This window comes from Robertmurraya sp. (genome assembly GCF_036676585.1).
GTDB lineage: Bacteria > Bacillota > Bacilli > Bacillales > Cytobacillaceae > Robertmurraya_A.
The window spans coordinates 1-14,075 of sequence record NZ_JAKFCQ010000096.1; the positions used below are offsets into that span (position 1 = coordinate 1).

Below are 14,075 nucleotides of genomic sequence, written 5' to 3' on the forward strand. Positions count from 1 at the left end.
AAGTATTGTTTCAACGGTGATGCAAACATCACTTTTTATAAAAATGGAGCAGTCAATGGATTAAGGAGGAGTACATATGTCTGAAGAAATGAATCAAGTGGAAGTTATGGATTTTCAAGTGGGTGACAAAGTAAGCGGACAAGTAACAAAGGTGGAGGAAAAACAGGTTATTATCTCAATCCCAAACAGCAAGCTTGATGGAATTATTCCAATTAGTGAGTTATCAAGTCTGCACATTGAAAAAGCAAGCGATGCGGTTAATGAAGGTGACCAGCTTGAATTAGAAGTCCTAAAGGTAGAAGAAGATGCCTTGATTCTTTCAAAGCGTAAAGTAGATGCTGAAAATGCATGGCAAGAGCTTGAGCAAAAGTTTGAATCTGGTGAAGTATTTGATGCTGAAATTAAAGATGTTGTAAAAGGCGGACTTGTAGTCGATCTTGGAGTAAGAGGTTTTGTTCCTGCTTCTTTAGTGGAAGCACACTTTGTTGAAGATTTCTCTGATTATAAGGGTAAAACATTGGCATTTAAAATAGTAGAACTAGACAAGGAGAAGAATCGTCTAATCCTTTCTCATCGTGCCGTAATTGAGCTTGAAAAAGGAAAACAAAAGAAAAATATTTTAGATTCATTAGCTCCTGGTCAGGTTCTTTCAGGTACCGTACAAAGAATTACTGATTTTGGTGCATTTGTAGATATTGGTGGAATTGATGGATTGGTTCACATTTCTCAGCTGTCTCATGAGCATGTTGTTAAGCCGACTGATGTTGTTCAAGAGGGACAGCAAGTTCAAGTAAAAGTGCTTAGTGTTGACCGTGATAATGAGCGGATTTCTTTATCGATAAAAGAAACATTACCTGGACCATGGGCTAATATTTCTGAAAAAGCAGCAAAAGGAACCACTTTAGAAGGGGTTGTAAAACGCCTTGTTTCTTATGGAGCTTTTGTTGAAGTGTTCCCAGGAGTAGAAGGGTTAGTTCATATTTCACAAATTTCCCATAAGCATATTGCCACTCCACATGAAGTATTAAAGGAAAATGAATCAGTGAAAGTGAAGGTTCTTGATGTAAATGAGCAAGAACAAAGACTTTCTCTAAGCATGAAAGAACTAGCTGAAAAGGAAGAAGAAGTAAAGGATTATGAACTTCCTGAAGAATCAAAAGGCTTTCAGTTAGGTGAAATGATTGGAGATCAACTGAAGAATTTAAAGAGATAATGGTGATAATCATTGACTAGATCGAAACGAAAATGGGATCATATACAATTTGCTCTTTCCACAGGGCAAACTAGAGATACTGGTTTTGATGATATTACGTTTATTCACCAAAGCTTGCCAGACTCTTCGACTGAGCAAGTGAGTCTTGATACTATGATTGGCGAACTTTCTTTGAGTTCGCCTCTTTTTATCAATGCCATGACTGGCGGTGGTGGAATACGAACAGAAGAAATAAATGGACAGCTAGCCCTTGTCGCAAAGGAAACAAAAGTTGCAATGGCAGTTGGCTCACAGATGTCATCAATAAAGAACCCCAGTGAGATAGACACTTATAAAATTGTTAGAAAAGAAAATCCGAATGGATTGATATTCGCAAATTTAGGTAGTGAAGCATCAGTGGATCAAGCGCTCCAAGCGGTTGATATGCTAGAAGCAAATGCGCTCCAAATCCACGTAAACACGATTCAAGAACTAACTATGCCAGAGGGAGATCGTGATTTTACTGGTGCACTATGGCGCATTGAAGATATAGTAAAAAAATTACCTGTACCTGTCATTGTCAAAGAGGTTGGTTTTGGCATGAGTCGTGAAACAGCAAGGAAACTCACTCAAGTGGGGGTTTCTATTGTCGATGTCGGTGGTTTTGGCGGGACAAACTTTGCCAAAATCGAAAATGAAAGACGAAATCGAATGCTGTCGTTTTTTAACTCATGGGGAATTCCTACAGTTGCTTCCATTACAGAGGTAAAATCCAGTTTCCCCGACTTAACTGTATTAGGTTCAGGTGGCATACAGTCTAGCTTAGACGTAGTTAAGGCATTGTCTTTAGGAGCATCCGCAACAGGGTTAGCGGGGTATTTGCTCCAAATCCTTTTAGATGAAGGAGTAGAGGCAAGTATTACAGAAATTGAAGAAATCAAGATGGAAATTGGGTTTATGCTGACCGCTCTTGGCGCAAGAACTATTAAGGATCTTCAGAAGGCCCCTTTGGTAATCGAGGGAAAAACTCATCATTGGCTTAATGAACGAGGAATAAACACAAAAATCTATAGTAATCGATAAAGCTCCCGGATAAGGGAGCTTTTTTCATTAATATCTTTTATTATTATTTAGCTCTCTAGCCTCTTCTGGGCTGGAGAGTTTGGTTGCCCCTTTTTTCTCCAACTCTTGATCTCGATCGGACTCAACACGACCACTTGCTTTTAATTTGCTTTGTTGACGATCTTTACCCATGATCCCACCTCCTCCTAATTAACATGAATCATTTTTGAAAGTTTATACATCTTACGGTTAAAGTACATACTGAAAAGCCATAATGGAGATGATAGGAGGGGTGACATGGAAGGAATATTCTTTTATTGGACATTTTGGGCTCTTTGGATTTGTACGACCTTTTTTATGAGTAAAACGAATCCGAAACGAGTGAAGTACACAGTCATCATATTATTTTCAATTATTTTGTCTTCTCAATCCATACACTTGTTTGGGCTAGAAGTGTCTGTTGTTTCAATTTTCTTTTTAATCCTAACCTATTATGAGATTGGGAAAATGAAAGGAAAATCAATGGTTTACTTTTTGATCACGTCATTTATTCTTATGCTTGCCTATGGCAGTTTTCAATTATTTGAGCTTTTTGATCCTGTTTGGTTAATCCTTGATAGAAATTGGATGTTTGCCGTCGTATTAACGTATATGACCATTATGATGCATAATGAGGTTTTTAAACGAGTGATTGCGCTTATTTTTGGGAGTATCCATGGAGAATTAGTGTATTCTCTAGTGTTGAATGTTTATTCAATGGAAATTCCAATCGGGTCACTTCAGTTTTTAGATGTTATTTCCATATCCGTTTGTCTCATTTTGGCATGGAGCGGTTTTGAAAAGCTAACTAGCCTGTTTGAAGGACATGTTTATCAACTAGAAAAGGGGAGAGGAAGACAATCGTGAGTGAGTACACTTATCCTATTTTATTTGGAGTGGTTGTTGGAACAGCAACAAGAATTTATATGCTACGTACGGATTATCGACAGTATCCCACTTACCTTCACGGGAAAATCATTCACGTGGCTTTAGGGTTTATCGCTGCAGGACTTGGAACTGTTGCCATACCATCTATACTTGAGGAAGAGTTTACTGCCATCACCTTTTTAACTTTGGCTGCCTCACAATTTAGAGATGTGAGAAATATGGAAAGAAATACATTAAATGAATTGGATAACTATGAATTAGTACCACGAGGAAAAACGTATATTGAAGGCATTGCCATAGCTTTTGAAAGTAGGAATTATTTGGTGATTTTTACTTCCTTTCTATGTACGCTTGGATTTCTCCTATTTAATATTTGGGGTGGGATCGTTGCAGCAGTCATTGCCATTTTCATTTCTACCAAACTAATGTCTGGAGGCAGGCTTGGGGATATTGTTGAAGTAGAGTACTTTGAACCTCGTTTTGATGGTCCAGGCTTGTATGTGGACAATATTTATATTATGAACATTGGTCTACCGGAAAGACAAAAGGAAGTACTAAGCTATGGGATGGGGTTTATCCTTAAACCGAAAAATTTTAACGCAAGAGCGACAATTGCGAATCTTGGGCAGCGTCAGGCTATTCTGCATGATGTATCCAATGCATTAGGAGTGTATCGAGATTCTGGTACACCAGCTCTCGTTCCCTTGGCAAAAAGAGACCTAGATGATGGGAGAGTGGGGGTATTTATTCTTCCGCAAGAAAATGATATTGAGAAGGCGAAGAAAATAATTGAAAAGGTTCCAACTTTAGAAAATGCAATCCGAATGCCTAAAGAGAGAGAGAGAAAAAACTAGAGGAGAGATAAAATGGATATTGAAAAATTTATCCTTGCTGCAATTACGACGAATCCTAAAAAAGTCCCATGTGGGGTAGCGGTTTTTCATTGTGATGATAAAGAGGAGATGGAAAAAATCACGACGAATCTAGAAGCAATTTTGGATGGAATTGCACATTCTCTTACTGATGAAGTGTACATCATTGTAAAACATTAAAGTGGTTTCTTCTGATTTTGTTTGCTAGTACATGACCACTTTGATAATATAATAAAGTTAGACCCTTCTGTTTGTAGAAGGGTTTCTTTACTAAATGCTGATTTACACCATAATTAAATGAGATGTTTGTAATTTCAACGGTTCTTGCACGGATACATAACTTTGCTTATACATTGTTTGAATAATTGTTGATATCTCTTTTATTATTTTAGAAAGGATGAAAAAAATGGTAAAACCTGTAATAGCGATTGTAGGTCGTCCTAACGTTGGGAAGTCTACAATCTTTAATAGAATAGTTGGTGAGCGGATCTCGATTGTTGAAGATATACCTGGCGTTACTCGAGATCGAATTTATAGTTCTGCTGAGTGGCTTAGTCATGATTTCAACATTATCGATACCGGTGGAATTGATATCGGAGACGAACCATTTTTAGAACAGATTCGTCAACAAGCAGAAATTGCGATCAGGGAAGCAGACGTAATTATTTTCTTAACAAACGGCAGAGAGGGAGTTACCTCTGCAGACGAAGAAGTAGCAAAAATTCTTTATCGTGCGAAAAAACCAGTGGTCCTTGCAGTAAATAAAATTGATAACCCAGAAATGAGAGATCTAATTTACGATTTTTATGCCTTAGGGTTTGGAGAGCCATACCCCATCTCAGGTTCACATGGACTAGGTCTTGGCGATCTTTTAGACGCAGCAGCTAAGCATTTTCCAAGCAAGGACGAGAATGACTATGATGACGACGTGATTAAGTTTTCACTAATAGGTCGACCAAATGTAGGGAAATCATCACTTGTCAATGCGATGCTTGGAGAAGAGCGAGTAATCGTAAGTGATATCGCTGGTACAACAAGAGATGCGATAGACTCAATGGTAACCGTAAATGGAGAACGCTACGTCATTATCGATACGGCAGGTATGAGAAAAAGAGGAAAAGTGTATGAAACAACAGAAAAGTATAGTGTGCTTCGTGCGCTACGTGCTATAGAACGTTCCGACGTCGTTTTAGTTGTTATTAACGCAGAAGAGGGAATCATAGAACAGGATAAAAAGATAGCTGGGTATGCCCATGAAGCAGGACGAGCTATTGTGATTGTCGTGAATAAATGGGATGCAGTGGAAAAAGATGAAAAGACGATGAAGGAATTCGAGGAAAAAATACGTGCACATTTCTTATTCCTAGACTATGCTCCAATTGTGTTCCTATCTGCTAAAACAAAAAAGAGAATTCATACATTGATTCCAATGATAAACAAGGCGAGTGAAAACCATTCGATGCGTGTGGACACAAGTGTGTTAAATGATATTATTATGGACGCTGTAGCAATGAACCCTACACCAACAGACAATGGAAAGCGTCTGAAAATTTATTATACGACTCAAGTTTCAGTCAAGCCGCCTACTTTTGTTGTCTTTGTCAATGATCCAGAGCTTATGCATTTCTCATATCAGCGATTTATAGAAAATCGTATAAGAGAAGCTTTCGGGTTTGAAGGAACTCCTATCAAAATCTTTGCTAGAGAAAGAAAATAAGTAAAAGGTTGTGATGCTATGCAAATCCAAAAAGAAAAAATTGCTGTAATTGGAGCGGGAAGCTGGGGAACCGCTCTATCGCTAGTGTTAGCTGACAACGATCATGAGGTAAGATTATGGGGACATAATCGTGATCAAATTAATGAGATAAATACGACTCACACAAATAAGAAGTATTTACCTGAGATTATACTTCCGGAAACAATTGTTGGTTACGACTCTCTTGAAGAGGTTTTAAAAGAAGTAAAGACCATCATTTTAGCTGTACCAACTAAGGCCATTCGTGAAGTGATAAAAAAGATGGTACCATTCGTTGAAAATCCGCTAACCATTGTCCATGTTAGTAAAGGGATTGAACCAGATACACTTATGCGCATCTCAGAGATGATTGAAGACGAAATGCCAGAGCATCTTTTACAGGATGTGGTTGTATTATCTGGACCGAGCCACGCCGAAGAGGTGAGTCTTCGTCAACCAACAACAGTGACTGTCTCATCCAAGAGCATGGAAGCGGCTGAACGTGTGCAGGATTTATTTATTAACCAACATTTCCGTGTATACACAAATCCTGATATTATCGGAGTAGAAGTGGGTGGCGCATTAAAGAATATTATTGCGTTAGCTGCCGGTATCACCGACGGGTTAGGATATGGGGATAATGCAAAGGCAGCCTTAATAACTAGGGGGCTTGCGGAAATTGCTCGTTTAGGTACAAAAATGGGTGCAAGTCCGCTAACATTTTCTGGCTTAACAGGGATTGGTGATTTAATCGTTACTTCTACAAGTGTTCACTCAAGAAACTGGAGAGCTGGAAATTTGCTCGGCAAAGGCCAAAATTTAGATGAAGTGCTGGAAAACATGGGAATGGTAGTAGAGGGTGTTCGAACCACCAAAGCCGCTTATCAATTAGCGGAAAAGTACGGTGTGAAGATGCCGATTACAACGGCGTTATACAATGTTCTATTTAACCATGCAAAACCCAAGGATGAAGTTGATTTGCTCATGACACGTGTAAAAACTCATGAGATGGAAGATCTTGCAAATGTACTTGTTGAAAAGGGATTGGAATAAATATTTTCAAAAATGGGCCTTTCAATGATGCGTTTACATAGAGAATTGCATACAATGCAACGAAGCAAACCTGGTAAAATGAACAGGGAGTATGTATATTTAGTCTTACGAGCTAAAGTAAAGTGACGCCCCTCCTTTGCTTTAGCTTTTTTTCGATCTAAAAAACGAATAAGGCAAGCATTGGGACAATTATGATATAATATTTTAGGCAAAGGGAGGGAGTTACAAATGTCACCGTCACTAATGAAAATGTGGATCTCCTTGGCGGGGATGGGCTTTATGTTTATTTCCATTATTTTAATTTATTTAAGCAGATTTAAGTTATCTAACAAAATTTTAAAAGCAATAACAGCTATTGTTGCCTATTTTTTAATGATTCTTTCCGGATTAATCATTTTTTTTGTCGTACTATCGGGACCAACAAGTTAAGTGAAATGGAAAATACATAGGTTAAAAGGGTTGAGTGTATGAAAGGCCAAGTATTATTGTTATTGTCCATCGTTATAATGGTGTTGACGGGCTGCATGTATCCGCAGGAAGAGTTAGCTCAAAACCAAATACCGTACGAAGATCAAGTTCAAGCGGTTCAATCTGCGGTTAAGCAATTTCAAGAGGACAATGGTGGTATATTACCTATAAAGACAAAGGAAATGGACACTCCTATTTATGAAAAGTATCCGATTGATTTTAACAGAATCAGTCCGAAGTATTTAGCAGAACCACCTGGAAATGCTTATGAATCCGGAGGTGTATTTCAATACGTACTAGTTGACGTTGAGGAAAATCCAACGGTAAAGATTTTTGATTTACGAATGGCGGAAAAAATTAAAGATATTAATCTTTTAATTAGTTTGCAAAAATACCCTCCATACAAAGAAGAAATAACAAAAGGGGTATACACAATGGATTTCGAGAAAATAGGTTATGAGGAAGAACCATTTGTTGTTAGCCCATATACGAGTCAAAATCTTTCTTTTGTTATAACTGGAAGTGGAGAAGTATTTGTAGATTACAGAAGTGACCTATATCAAGCAATGCAAAGTGGAAGTTGTAGGAAGGCAGCAGGAGAGGATATTCGCGACTGTTTATTGCAGAATTCATTGTTTGTGCCTGCCTTTTCACTGCCGTATACAATGGATGAAGAAACAAAAGAACCTATCTTTTTAGTGGATTAGTCATAACCTCTTTCTTACAGAAATACAATGTAGGAGAGAGGTTTTTTTATATTTGTATGGACTATAACAGTTAGGCAAAAAAAATTATAAAAACTGTCATAACGTTGTAGGACAACGTCATACACATATATTGTCTATACATTAGGGTTATTTTATCCCACTATCTCATTGATTTCAGGAGGGGATCACTTGGAAAAGGTAGATATTTTTAAAGATATTGCCGAAAGAACGGGCGGCGATATATATTTAGGAGTCGTAGGAGCAGTAAGAACAGGAAAATCAACCTTTATTAAGAAGTTTATGGAGCTAGTTGTCATTCCAAACATGGCAAATGAATCAGATCGAGCTCGCACCCAAGATGAATTGCCTCAAAGTGCTGCCGGGAAAACGATTATGACAACTGAACCAAAATTTGTACCAAATCAGGCTGCAAGCATACATGTTGACGACGGGTTGGATGTGAATATCCGCTTAGTTGACTGTGTTGGTTATACGGTTCCAGGTGCGAAGGGTTATGAAGACGAAAATGGACCAAGAATGATTAATACGCCTTGGTATGAGGAACCTATTCCGTTCCATGAAGCAGCTGAAATTGGAACAAGGAAGGTTATTCAAGAGCACTCAACAATTGGTGTGGTTATTACTACAGATGGTACCATTGGAGAAATTCCGCGCTCTGCATACTTAGAAGCTGAGGAAAGAGTAATCAATGAATTAAAAGAGGTTGGCAAACCGTTCATTATGGTTATTAACAGCGTACAACCTTATCATCCTAATACGGAAAAATTACGTACAGAGCTTTCTGAGAAATACGATATTCCTGTATTGGCAATGAGTGTGGAAGGAATGCGCGAAGGTGACGTCATGAACGTAATGCGTGAAGCACTTTATGAATTCCCTGTGCTAGAAGTAAACGTGAATCTTCCAAGCTGGGTCATGGTACTTAGAGAGGATCACTGGTTAAGAGAAAGCTATCAGGAAGCTGTGAAAGACACAGTTAAAGATATTAAGAGATTAAGAGATGTTGACAGAGTCGTTAGTCAATTTAGTGATTATGAATTTATTGATCGTGCAGGGCTTGCTGGAATTGAGATGGGTCAAGGAATTGCTGAGATCGACCTTTATGCGCCAGACGATTTATACGATGACATTTTAAAAGAAATTGTCGGAGTAGAAATAAGAGGAAAAGATCATTTGTTAGAGCTAATGCAAGACTTTGCTCATGCGAAGCAAGAATATGATCAAATCTCTGATGCACTTAAGATGGTAAAGCAAACAGGTTATGGAATTGCCGCGCCGTCACTTGCTGATATGAGCTTGGATGAGCCTGAAATTATCCGCCAAGGACCACGCTTTGGTGTACGCTTAAAAGCGGTAGCGCCATCCATTCATATGATTAAAGTGGATGTAGAGTCCGAATTTGCTCCGATTATCGGTACAGAGAAGCAAAGTGAAGAATTGGTTCGATACTTAATGCAGGATTTTGAGGACGATCCACTGTCTATCTGGAACTCTGATATTTTCGGAAGAAGCCTAAGCTCAATCGTTCGTGAAGGAATTCAAGCTAAATTATCACTAATGCCTGAAAACGCAAGATATAAACTTAAAGAAACACTAGAAAGAATCATCAACGAAGGTTCTGGTGGATTAATTGCTATAATCTTATAATGCATGGACTCCTATATGGGAGTCTTTTTTTGTTTGATTTTATTAAATTCACGACAAAATTCATCAAAAACCCCGAAAATACTACCATAAATTAGCGAAAATTCTTGATAACCCCAATTTATTATGATAATCTTTTAACAGAATTAGTACGATATGCCGTCAAAGCCTTATAAATAAAGGTTTTTCTTAAAAAAAACGTTGAAAAATTAGTTTTCATCATTTAATATAAGGCATGTCAGAGAAAACAGCTTCAATTACGTATAGAATTCAACTAAATTGTTTACTAATGAAGATAAGAACGTTTTCACTAACTGAATATACCATTTTGGGAGGAGGTGAAAGGCATGAACAAGACAGAACTAATCAACGCAGTTGCTGAAGCGAGTGAACTTTCTAAAAAGGACGCTACTAAGGCAGTTGACGCAGTTTTCGATTCAATTCTTGAAGCACTTAAAAACGGTGATAAAGTTCAATTAATCGGATTTGGGAACTTCGAAGTTCGTGAGCGTGCAGCTCGTAAAGGACGTAACCCACAAACTGGTGAAGAGATCGAAATCTCTGCTAGCAAGGTTCCTGCTTTCAAACCAGGAAAAGCACTTAAAGATGCTGTAAAATAATTACATAAATCGATATATGTTTATGTTATAGAAAAGGATCTCGTTTATACGTGATCCTTTTTCTATTTTTTCAGCTCTTTTGTGGCACATTAAAAGAACCTTCTACTTTGCTAGAAAGAAATTGATTGTGCTAATATGTATAAGTATAGTTGGCATGATATGAAAAAACAGAGGGAACTCATTGCAGTAGGAGGAATTTAGTATGTCAGAAGTTAATCGTACCCAAATAGAGGAAGCGGTGCGTCTTATATTAGAAGCCGTAGGTGAAGATCCAAATCGTGAGGGTGTGTTGGATACGCCTAAACGAGTAGCGAAAATGTACGAGGAAGTATTCTCAGGATTGAATCAAGATCCAAAAGAATATTTCGAAACAGTATTTAGTGAGGACCATGAAGAGATTGTCCTTGTGAAGGATATTCCATTTTACTCCATGTGTGAACATCATCTTGTTCCTTTTTATGGTGTTGCTCATGTAGCTTATATACCAAGAAATGGTCGTGTGACAGGTTTAAGTAAGCTAGCTCGTGCTGTTGAAGCAGTAGCTAAACGTCCTCAGTTGCAAGAAAGAATTACTTCCACAGTTGTTGACGCGATTATGGAGAAGCTGGAGCCACATGGTGCCATGGTCGTTGTTGAAGCAGAGCATATGTGTATGACGATGCGTGGAGTGAAAAAGCCTGGTGCAAAAACCGTAACCCAAGCAGTCCGAGGAACGCTTGCGGAGGACGCAACCGCAAGAGCTGAGGTACTTTCCCTAATTAAATACTAAAACATTATAGAAGGGGCTACATAACGGTTAGCCCTTTCATACAAAATGAAGGGAGCGAGAAATAATGGACCAAAAAAATTCGTTAACAAGTGATTATATCGTTATAAAAGCAATAGAAGATGGTGTTAATGTAATCGGTTTAACAAGAGGCACTGATACAAAATTTCATCACTCAGAGAAACTGGATAAAGGCGAAGTGATGATTGCTCAGTTTACTGAACACACATCAGCTATAAAAATTCGCGGAAATGCTAAAATTATTACCTCTTATGGAGAGGTTGAGAGCGAAACAAAAGGGAAATAAATGCGATTCATGTCCATTTGGTAGGCATTTGTGTTATAATTGTCTCTGCCTTTAATGAGTTGTAAATCGTACATATGCAGTAATGCTCATACGAAATAATGAGGCTAATCACAATACATATACAGAATTTGGGGATACAAGGGTGATAATTGTGGGAGACTTTCAAAGAAAAATAGCCGATGTGAAGGAAAAAGTAGAGGAAAGGCTCCTTCACCCCTATATGTTCCAATATATAAATACACCAGTGTTAGACGAAGATAAGCTTTTGTTGCTTATTTCGATTTTGGATCAATGTAAGTTATCTAATAAAGAGTTGGAGAATTATTCTATAACGACCATGTTGCTTCAAGTAGCCCTTGATACTCATGAACAAGTAACCAACACTCGTGCGAATAATGAGGTATTAAAGCAGCGGCAATTAACGGTATTAGCTGGTGTTTATTATAGTGGATTATATTATAAACTGCTCGCAGATTGTAATGATGTGCATGCCATTCGAATGCTAGCTCAAGGAATAAAAACAATCAATGATAAAAAAATAATTGTATATCAAAAAGACTTTTCAGAAATTGATACATTGATGAATAATGTGAAGTTGATTGAATCATCTCTCATTGATCAATTTACCGAGTATTTTCGTTTAGATGGATGGAATGACATTGTTGAAAATTTATTATTTATAAAGCGCCTTAGTAAGGAAAAGGAAGACTTTGTACAAAAGAAATCTTCGATTGTATTTGACGCTCTTCATACTCTTATTTTTCCAAAACATAACGGTTCACTTAAAGACCTGTCTTTTGAGCAACAAAACTATTTAATATTAATTTGTGACCGATATATAGAGTTTTCTAAGCAATTATTAGAAAAGGCTAAAAAAGGGCTTCCTCGAATAAATGAGCTGTTAGATTCTCGAATCATATCCATTATCAACCAAAAAACGATGGCAAAAACATTTGTGGAAGAAGGGTAACAAGCATGCATCAGTCGAAAGAAGAACGAGTTCATAACGTTTTTGAAAAGATCTCTGATAACTACGATAAAATGAATTCTGTTATTAGTTTTAAACTCCATACTAAATGGAGAGAAGATACGATGAAAAGGATGAATGTACAAAAAGGAAAAAAGGCACTAGATGTTTGTTGTGGAACGGCCGATTGGACCATCGCTCTTGCAGAGGCTGTAGGACCTACTGGAGAAGTGGTAGGACTAGACTTTAGTCAAAATATGCTTAATGTGGGAAAACAAAAAGTTACTGAGGCCAATCTCAACCAAGTAACGCTTATCCATGGTAATGCCATGGAGCTTCCGTTTCCTGACCATTCATTTGATTATGTTACCATTGGATTTGGGTTAAGAAATGTACCAGACTATCTTCAAGTACTAAAAGAAATGAATCGAATTTTAAAGCCGGGCGGAATTGCAGTATGTCTTGAAACATCACAACCAACATTGATAGGCTATCGACAGTTATACTATTTTTATTTTCGATTTATTATGCCATTGTTTGGTAGGGTGTTTGCAAAAAGCTATAGAGAATATTCCTGGTTACAAGAATCAGCTAGAGATTTTCCAGGCGTAAAAGAACTCGCTGGTTTATTCAAACAAGCTGGTTTTAAGGACGTCACATATAAGCCATACAGTGGCGGGGCAGCTGCTGTTCATTTTGGTCATAAATAAAATAATCTTCATGTACAGGTTAGGCTAGGTGATTCGCGAATGAAGCTGAAAATGATGTATTCATTTTTAAACTCAGATATTAATATAATTGAGAAAACACTAGAGGATACGGTGGAGGCTGAGTCACCTCTTCTTCGTCAAGCATCTCTACACTTGTTGCAGGCAGGGGGGAAGAGAATTCGCCCTGTTTTTGTTTTGCTTTCAGGAAAGTTTGGAGACTATGATATACATGAGATGAAGAACGTGGCAGTAGCGCTTGAACTTATCCATATGGCTTCACTTGTTCATGATGATGTCATTGACGATGCAGAACTTAGACGTGGCCAGCCAACGATTAAAGCGAAATGGGATAACCGGATTGCGATGTATACAGGCGACTATATTTTTGCCAGATCGCTAGAATTAATGACAAATATTAAAAACCCAATAGCACATCAAATTCTCTCTGAAACAATTGTTGAGCTATGTGTTGGGGAAATTGAGCAAATTAAATTTAAATATGACTATAATCAAACGCTTCGTGACTATCTGCTTCGAATTAAGCGGAAAACAGCTTTATTGATTGCAGCCAGCTGCCAATTAGGGGCGGTGGCAGCAAACGTGGATGAGGAGATTCACAAGAAGCTATATCAGTTTGGATATTATGTAGGCATGTCCTTTCAAATCACAGATGACGTGCTAGATTTTACGGGTACGGAAGAGCAATTAGGTAAACCAGCTGGTGGTGACTTATTGCAAGGAAATATCACACTACCTGTATTGTTTGCGATGGAGGATGAATCTTTACGTAAAAAAATTACCGCTGTTCATGAACATACTTCATTAGCGGAAATTGATGAGATTATCACTGCAATAAAGAATTCTGGTGCCATTGAGCGTTCGCTTTCTATTAGTGATCGGTACCTACACAAGGCAATTGATGTATTAAATCAATTACCGAATAACCGCGCTAAAAAGACGCTTAGAGATATAGCAGTGTACATAGGAAAACGAAAATTTTAAATGTTGCGAAATCAGTTATAAC

17 protein-coding genes are annotated in these 14,075 nt (G+C 37.8%); 16 read left to right on the forward strand and 1 reads right to left on the reverse strand.

Annotation, left to right across the window (positions count from 1 at the left end; translation table 11 throughout):
* The first annotated feature begins 76 nt into the window (after positions 1–76).
* Both rpsA and fni read left to right on the forward strand, forming a co-directional pair.
* Positions 77–1,213, forward strand: coding sequence for a 30S ribosomal protein S1 (gene rpsA, locus ACGLXV_RS13185; RefSeq protein ID WP_119708961.1), 1,137 nt, complete (start codon positions 77–79; stop codon positions 1,211–1,213).
* Positions 1,214–1,225: 12 nt separating this feature from the next.
* On the forward strand, positions 1,226–2,275 hold the full coding sequence (fni, locus tag ACGLXV_RS13190) for a type 2 isopentenyl-diphosphate Delta-isomerase (protein WP_391558995.1): 1,050 nt from the start codon (positions 1,226–1,228) through the stop codon (positions 2,273–2,275).
* Positions 2,276–2,302: 27 nt separating this feature from the next.
* Here fni and ACGLXV_RS13195 read toward each other — a convergent pair whose 3' ends face one another.
* A complete protein-coding gene (locus ACGLXV_RS13195; RefSeq protein ID WP_119708959.1) occupies positions 2,303–2,446 on the reverse strand; it encodes a YpzI family protein in 144 nt (47 codons plus the stop codon).
* A 105-nt stretch (positions 2,447–2,551) separates the two neighbouring features.
* Between ACGLXV_RS13195 and ACGLXV_RS13200 the strand changes: the two genes are divergently transcribed.
* The 14 genes from ACGLXV_RS13200 (at position 2,552) to hepT (ending at position 14,053) form a co-directional block, all read left to right on the forward strand.
* Positions 2,552–3,160 (forward strand): YphA family membrane protein, encoded by a 609-nt coding sequence (locus ACGLXV_RS13200; RefSeq protein WP_391558996.1) that lies wholly within the window; start codon positions 2,552–2,554, stop codon positions 3,158–3,160.
* On the forward strand, positions 3,157–4,035 hold the full coding sequence (locus tag ACGLXV_RS13205; RefSeq protein ID WP_391558997.1) for a YIEGIA family protein: 879 nt from the start codon (positions 3,157–3,159) through the stop codon (positions 4,033–4,035). The genes ACGLXV_RS13200 and ACGLXV_RS13205 overlap by 4 nt, the downstream gene beginning before the upstream one ends.
* Positions 4,036–4,047: 12 nt before the next feature.
* On the forward strand, positions 4,048–4,233 hold the full coding sequence (locus tag ACGLXV_RS13210) for a capping complex subunit for YIEGIA (protein ID WP_391558998.1): 186 nt from the start codon (positions 4,048–4,050) through the stop codon (positions 4,231–4,233).
* A gap of 226 nt (positions 4,234–4,459) precedes the next feature.
* Positions 4,460–5,770 carry a ribosome biogenesis GTPase Der gene (der, locus tag ACGLXV_RS13215; protein WP_119708955.1) on the forward strand — a complete coding sequence of 437 codons (1,311 nt, stop codon included), beginning with the start codon at positions 4,460–4,462 and terminating at the stop codon, positions 5,768–5,770.
* An 18-nt stretch (positions 5,771–5,788) separates the two neighbouring features.
* Positions 5,789–6,841, forward strand: coding sequence for an NAD(P)H-dependent glycerol-3-phosphate dehydrogenase (locus ACGLXV_RS13220; RefSeq protein ID WP_391558999.1), 1,053 nt, complete (start codon positions 5,789–5,791; stop codon positions 6,839–6,841).
* 228 nt (positions 6,842–7,069) lie between these two features.
* Positions 7,070–7,270, forward strand: a complete 201-nt coding sequence (locus tag ACGLXV_RS13225; protein WP_391559000.1) for a DUF2768 domain-containing protein — start codon at positions 7,070–7,072, stop codon at positions 7,268–7,270.
* Between the two features lie 38 nt (positions 7,271–7,308).
* On the forward strand, positions 7,309–8,016 hold the full coding sequence (locus ACGLXV_RS13230) for a hypothetical protein (protein ID WP_391559001.1): 708 nt from the start codon (positions 7,309–7,311) through the stop codon (positions 8,014–8,016).
* A 189-nt stretch (positions 8,017–8,205) separates the two neighbouring features.
* On the forward strand, positions 8,206–9,684 hold the full coding sequence (gene spoIVA, locus ACGLXV_RS13235) for a stage IV sporulation protein A (protein WP_119708952.1): 1,479 nt from the start codon (positions 8,206–8,208) through the stop codon (positions 9,682–9,684).
* Between the two features lie 344 nt (positions 9,685–10,028).
* Positions 10,029–10,301, forward strand: a complete 273-nt coding sequence (locus ACGLXV_RS13240; RefSeq protein ID WP_066047575.1) for an HU family DNA-binding protein — start codon at positions 10,029–10,031, stop codon at positions 10,299–10,301.
* 202 nt (positions 10,302–10,503) lie between these two features.
* Positions 10,504–11,070 (forward strand): GTP cyclohydrolase I FolE, encoded by a 567-nt coding sequence (folE, locus tag ACGLXV_RS13245; RefSeq protein WP_119708951.1) that lies wholly within the window; start codon positions 10,504–10,506, stop codon positions 11,068–11,070.
* Between the two features lie 64 nt (positions 11,071–11,134).
* A complete protein-coding gene (gene mtrB, locus ACGLXV_RS13250; RefSeq protein ID WP_066047579.1) occupies positions 11,135–11,374 on the forward strand; it encodes a trp RNA-binding attenuation protein MtrB in 240 nt (79 codons plus the stop codon).
* Between the two features lie 151 nt (positions 11,375–11,525).
* Positions 11,526–12,344 (forward strand): heptaprenyl diphosphate synthase component 1, encoded by an 819-nt coding sequence (locus tag ACGLXV_RS13255; protein WP_119710645.1) that lies wholly within the window; start codon positions 11,526–11,528, stop codon positions 12,342–12,344.
* 5 nt (positions 12,345–12,349) lie between these two features.
* Positions 12,350–13,051: a demethylmenaquinone methyltransferase gene (gene menG, locus ACGLXV_RS13260; RefSeq protein ID WP_119708949.1), complete on the forward strand. Its 702-nt coding sequence runs from the start codon at positions 12,350–12,352 to the stop codon at positions 13,049–13,051.
* A gap of 39 nt (positions 13,052–13,090) precedes the next feature.
* Positions 13,091–14,053: a heptaprenyl diphosphate synthase component II gene (gene hepT, locus ACGLXV_RS13265; RefSeq protein ID WP_391559002.1), complete on the forward strand. Its 963-nt coding sequence runs from the start codon at positions 13,091–13,093 to the stop codon at positions 14,051–14,053.
* Positions 14,054–14,075 lie beyond the last annotated feature (22 nt).

Bases quoted from the DNA above. Each gene is read 5' to 3' on its own strand.
- der (WP_119708955.1), top strand. From the start codon at position 4,460: ATGGTAAAACCTGTAATAGCGATTGTAGGTCGTCCTAACGTTGGGAAG.
- ACGLXV_RS13220 (WP_391558999.1), top strand. From the start codon at position 5,789: ATGCAAATCCAAAAAGAAAAAATTGCTGTAATTGGAGCGGGAAGCTGG.
- ACGLXV_RS13210 (WP_391558998.1), top strand. From the start codon at position 4,048: ATGGATATTGAAAAATTTATCCTTGCTGCAATTACGACGAATCCTAAA.
- ACGLXV_RS13240 (WP_066047575.1), top strand. From the start codon at position 10,029: ATGAACAAGACAGAACTAATCAACGCAGTTGCTGAAGCGAGTGAACTT.
- ACGLXV_RS13195 (WP_119708959.1), bottom strand. From the start codon at position 2,446: ATGGGTAAAGATCGTCAACAAAGCAAATTAAAAGCAAGTGGTCGTGTT.
- ACGLXV_RS13200 (WP_391558996.1), top strand. From the start codon at position 2,552: ATGGAAGGAATATTCTTTTATTGGACATTTTGGGCTCTTTGGATTTGT.
- menG (WP_119708949.1), top strand. From the start codon at position 12,350: ATGCATCAGTCGAAAGAAGAACGAGTTCATAACGTTTTTGAAAAGATC.
- hepT (WP_391559002.1), top strand. From the start codon at position 13,091: ATGAAGCTGAAAATGATGTATTCATTTTTAAACTCAGATATTAATATA.
- folE (WP_119708951.1), top strand. From the start codon at position 10,504: ATGTCAGAAGTTAATCGTACCCAAATAGAGGAAGCGGTGCGTCTTATA.
- rpsA (WP_119708961.1), top strand. From the start codon at position 77: ATGTCTGAAGAAATGAATCAAGTGGAAGTTATGGATTTTCAAGTGGGT.
- ACGLXV_RS13225 (WP_391559000.1), top strand. From the start codon at position 7,070: ATGTCACCGTCACTAATGAAAATGTGGATCTCCTTGGCGGGGATGGGC.
- mtrB (WP_066047579.1), top strand. From the start codon at position 11,135: ATGGACCAAAAAAATTCGTTAACAAGTGATTATATCGTTATAAAAGCA.
- ACGLXV_RS13230 (WP_391559001.1), top strand. From the start codon at position 7,309: ATGAAAGGCCAAGTATTATTGTTATTGTCCATCGTTATAATGGTGTTG.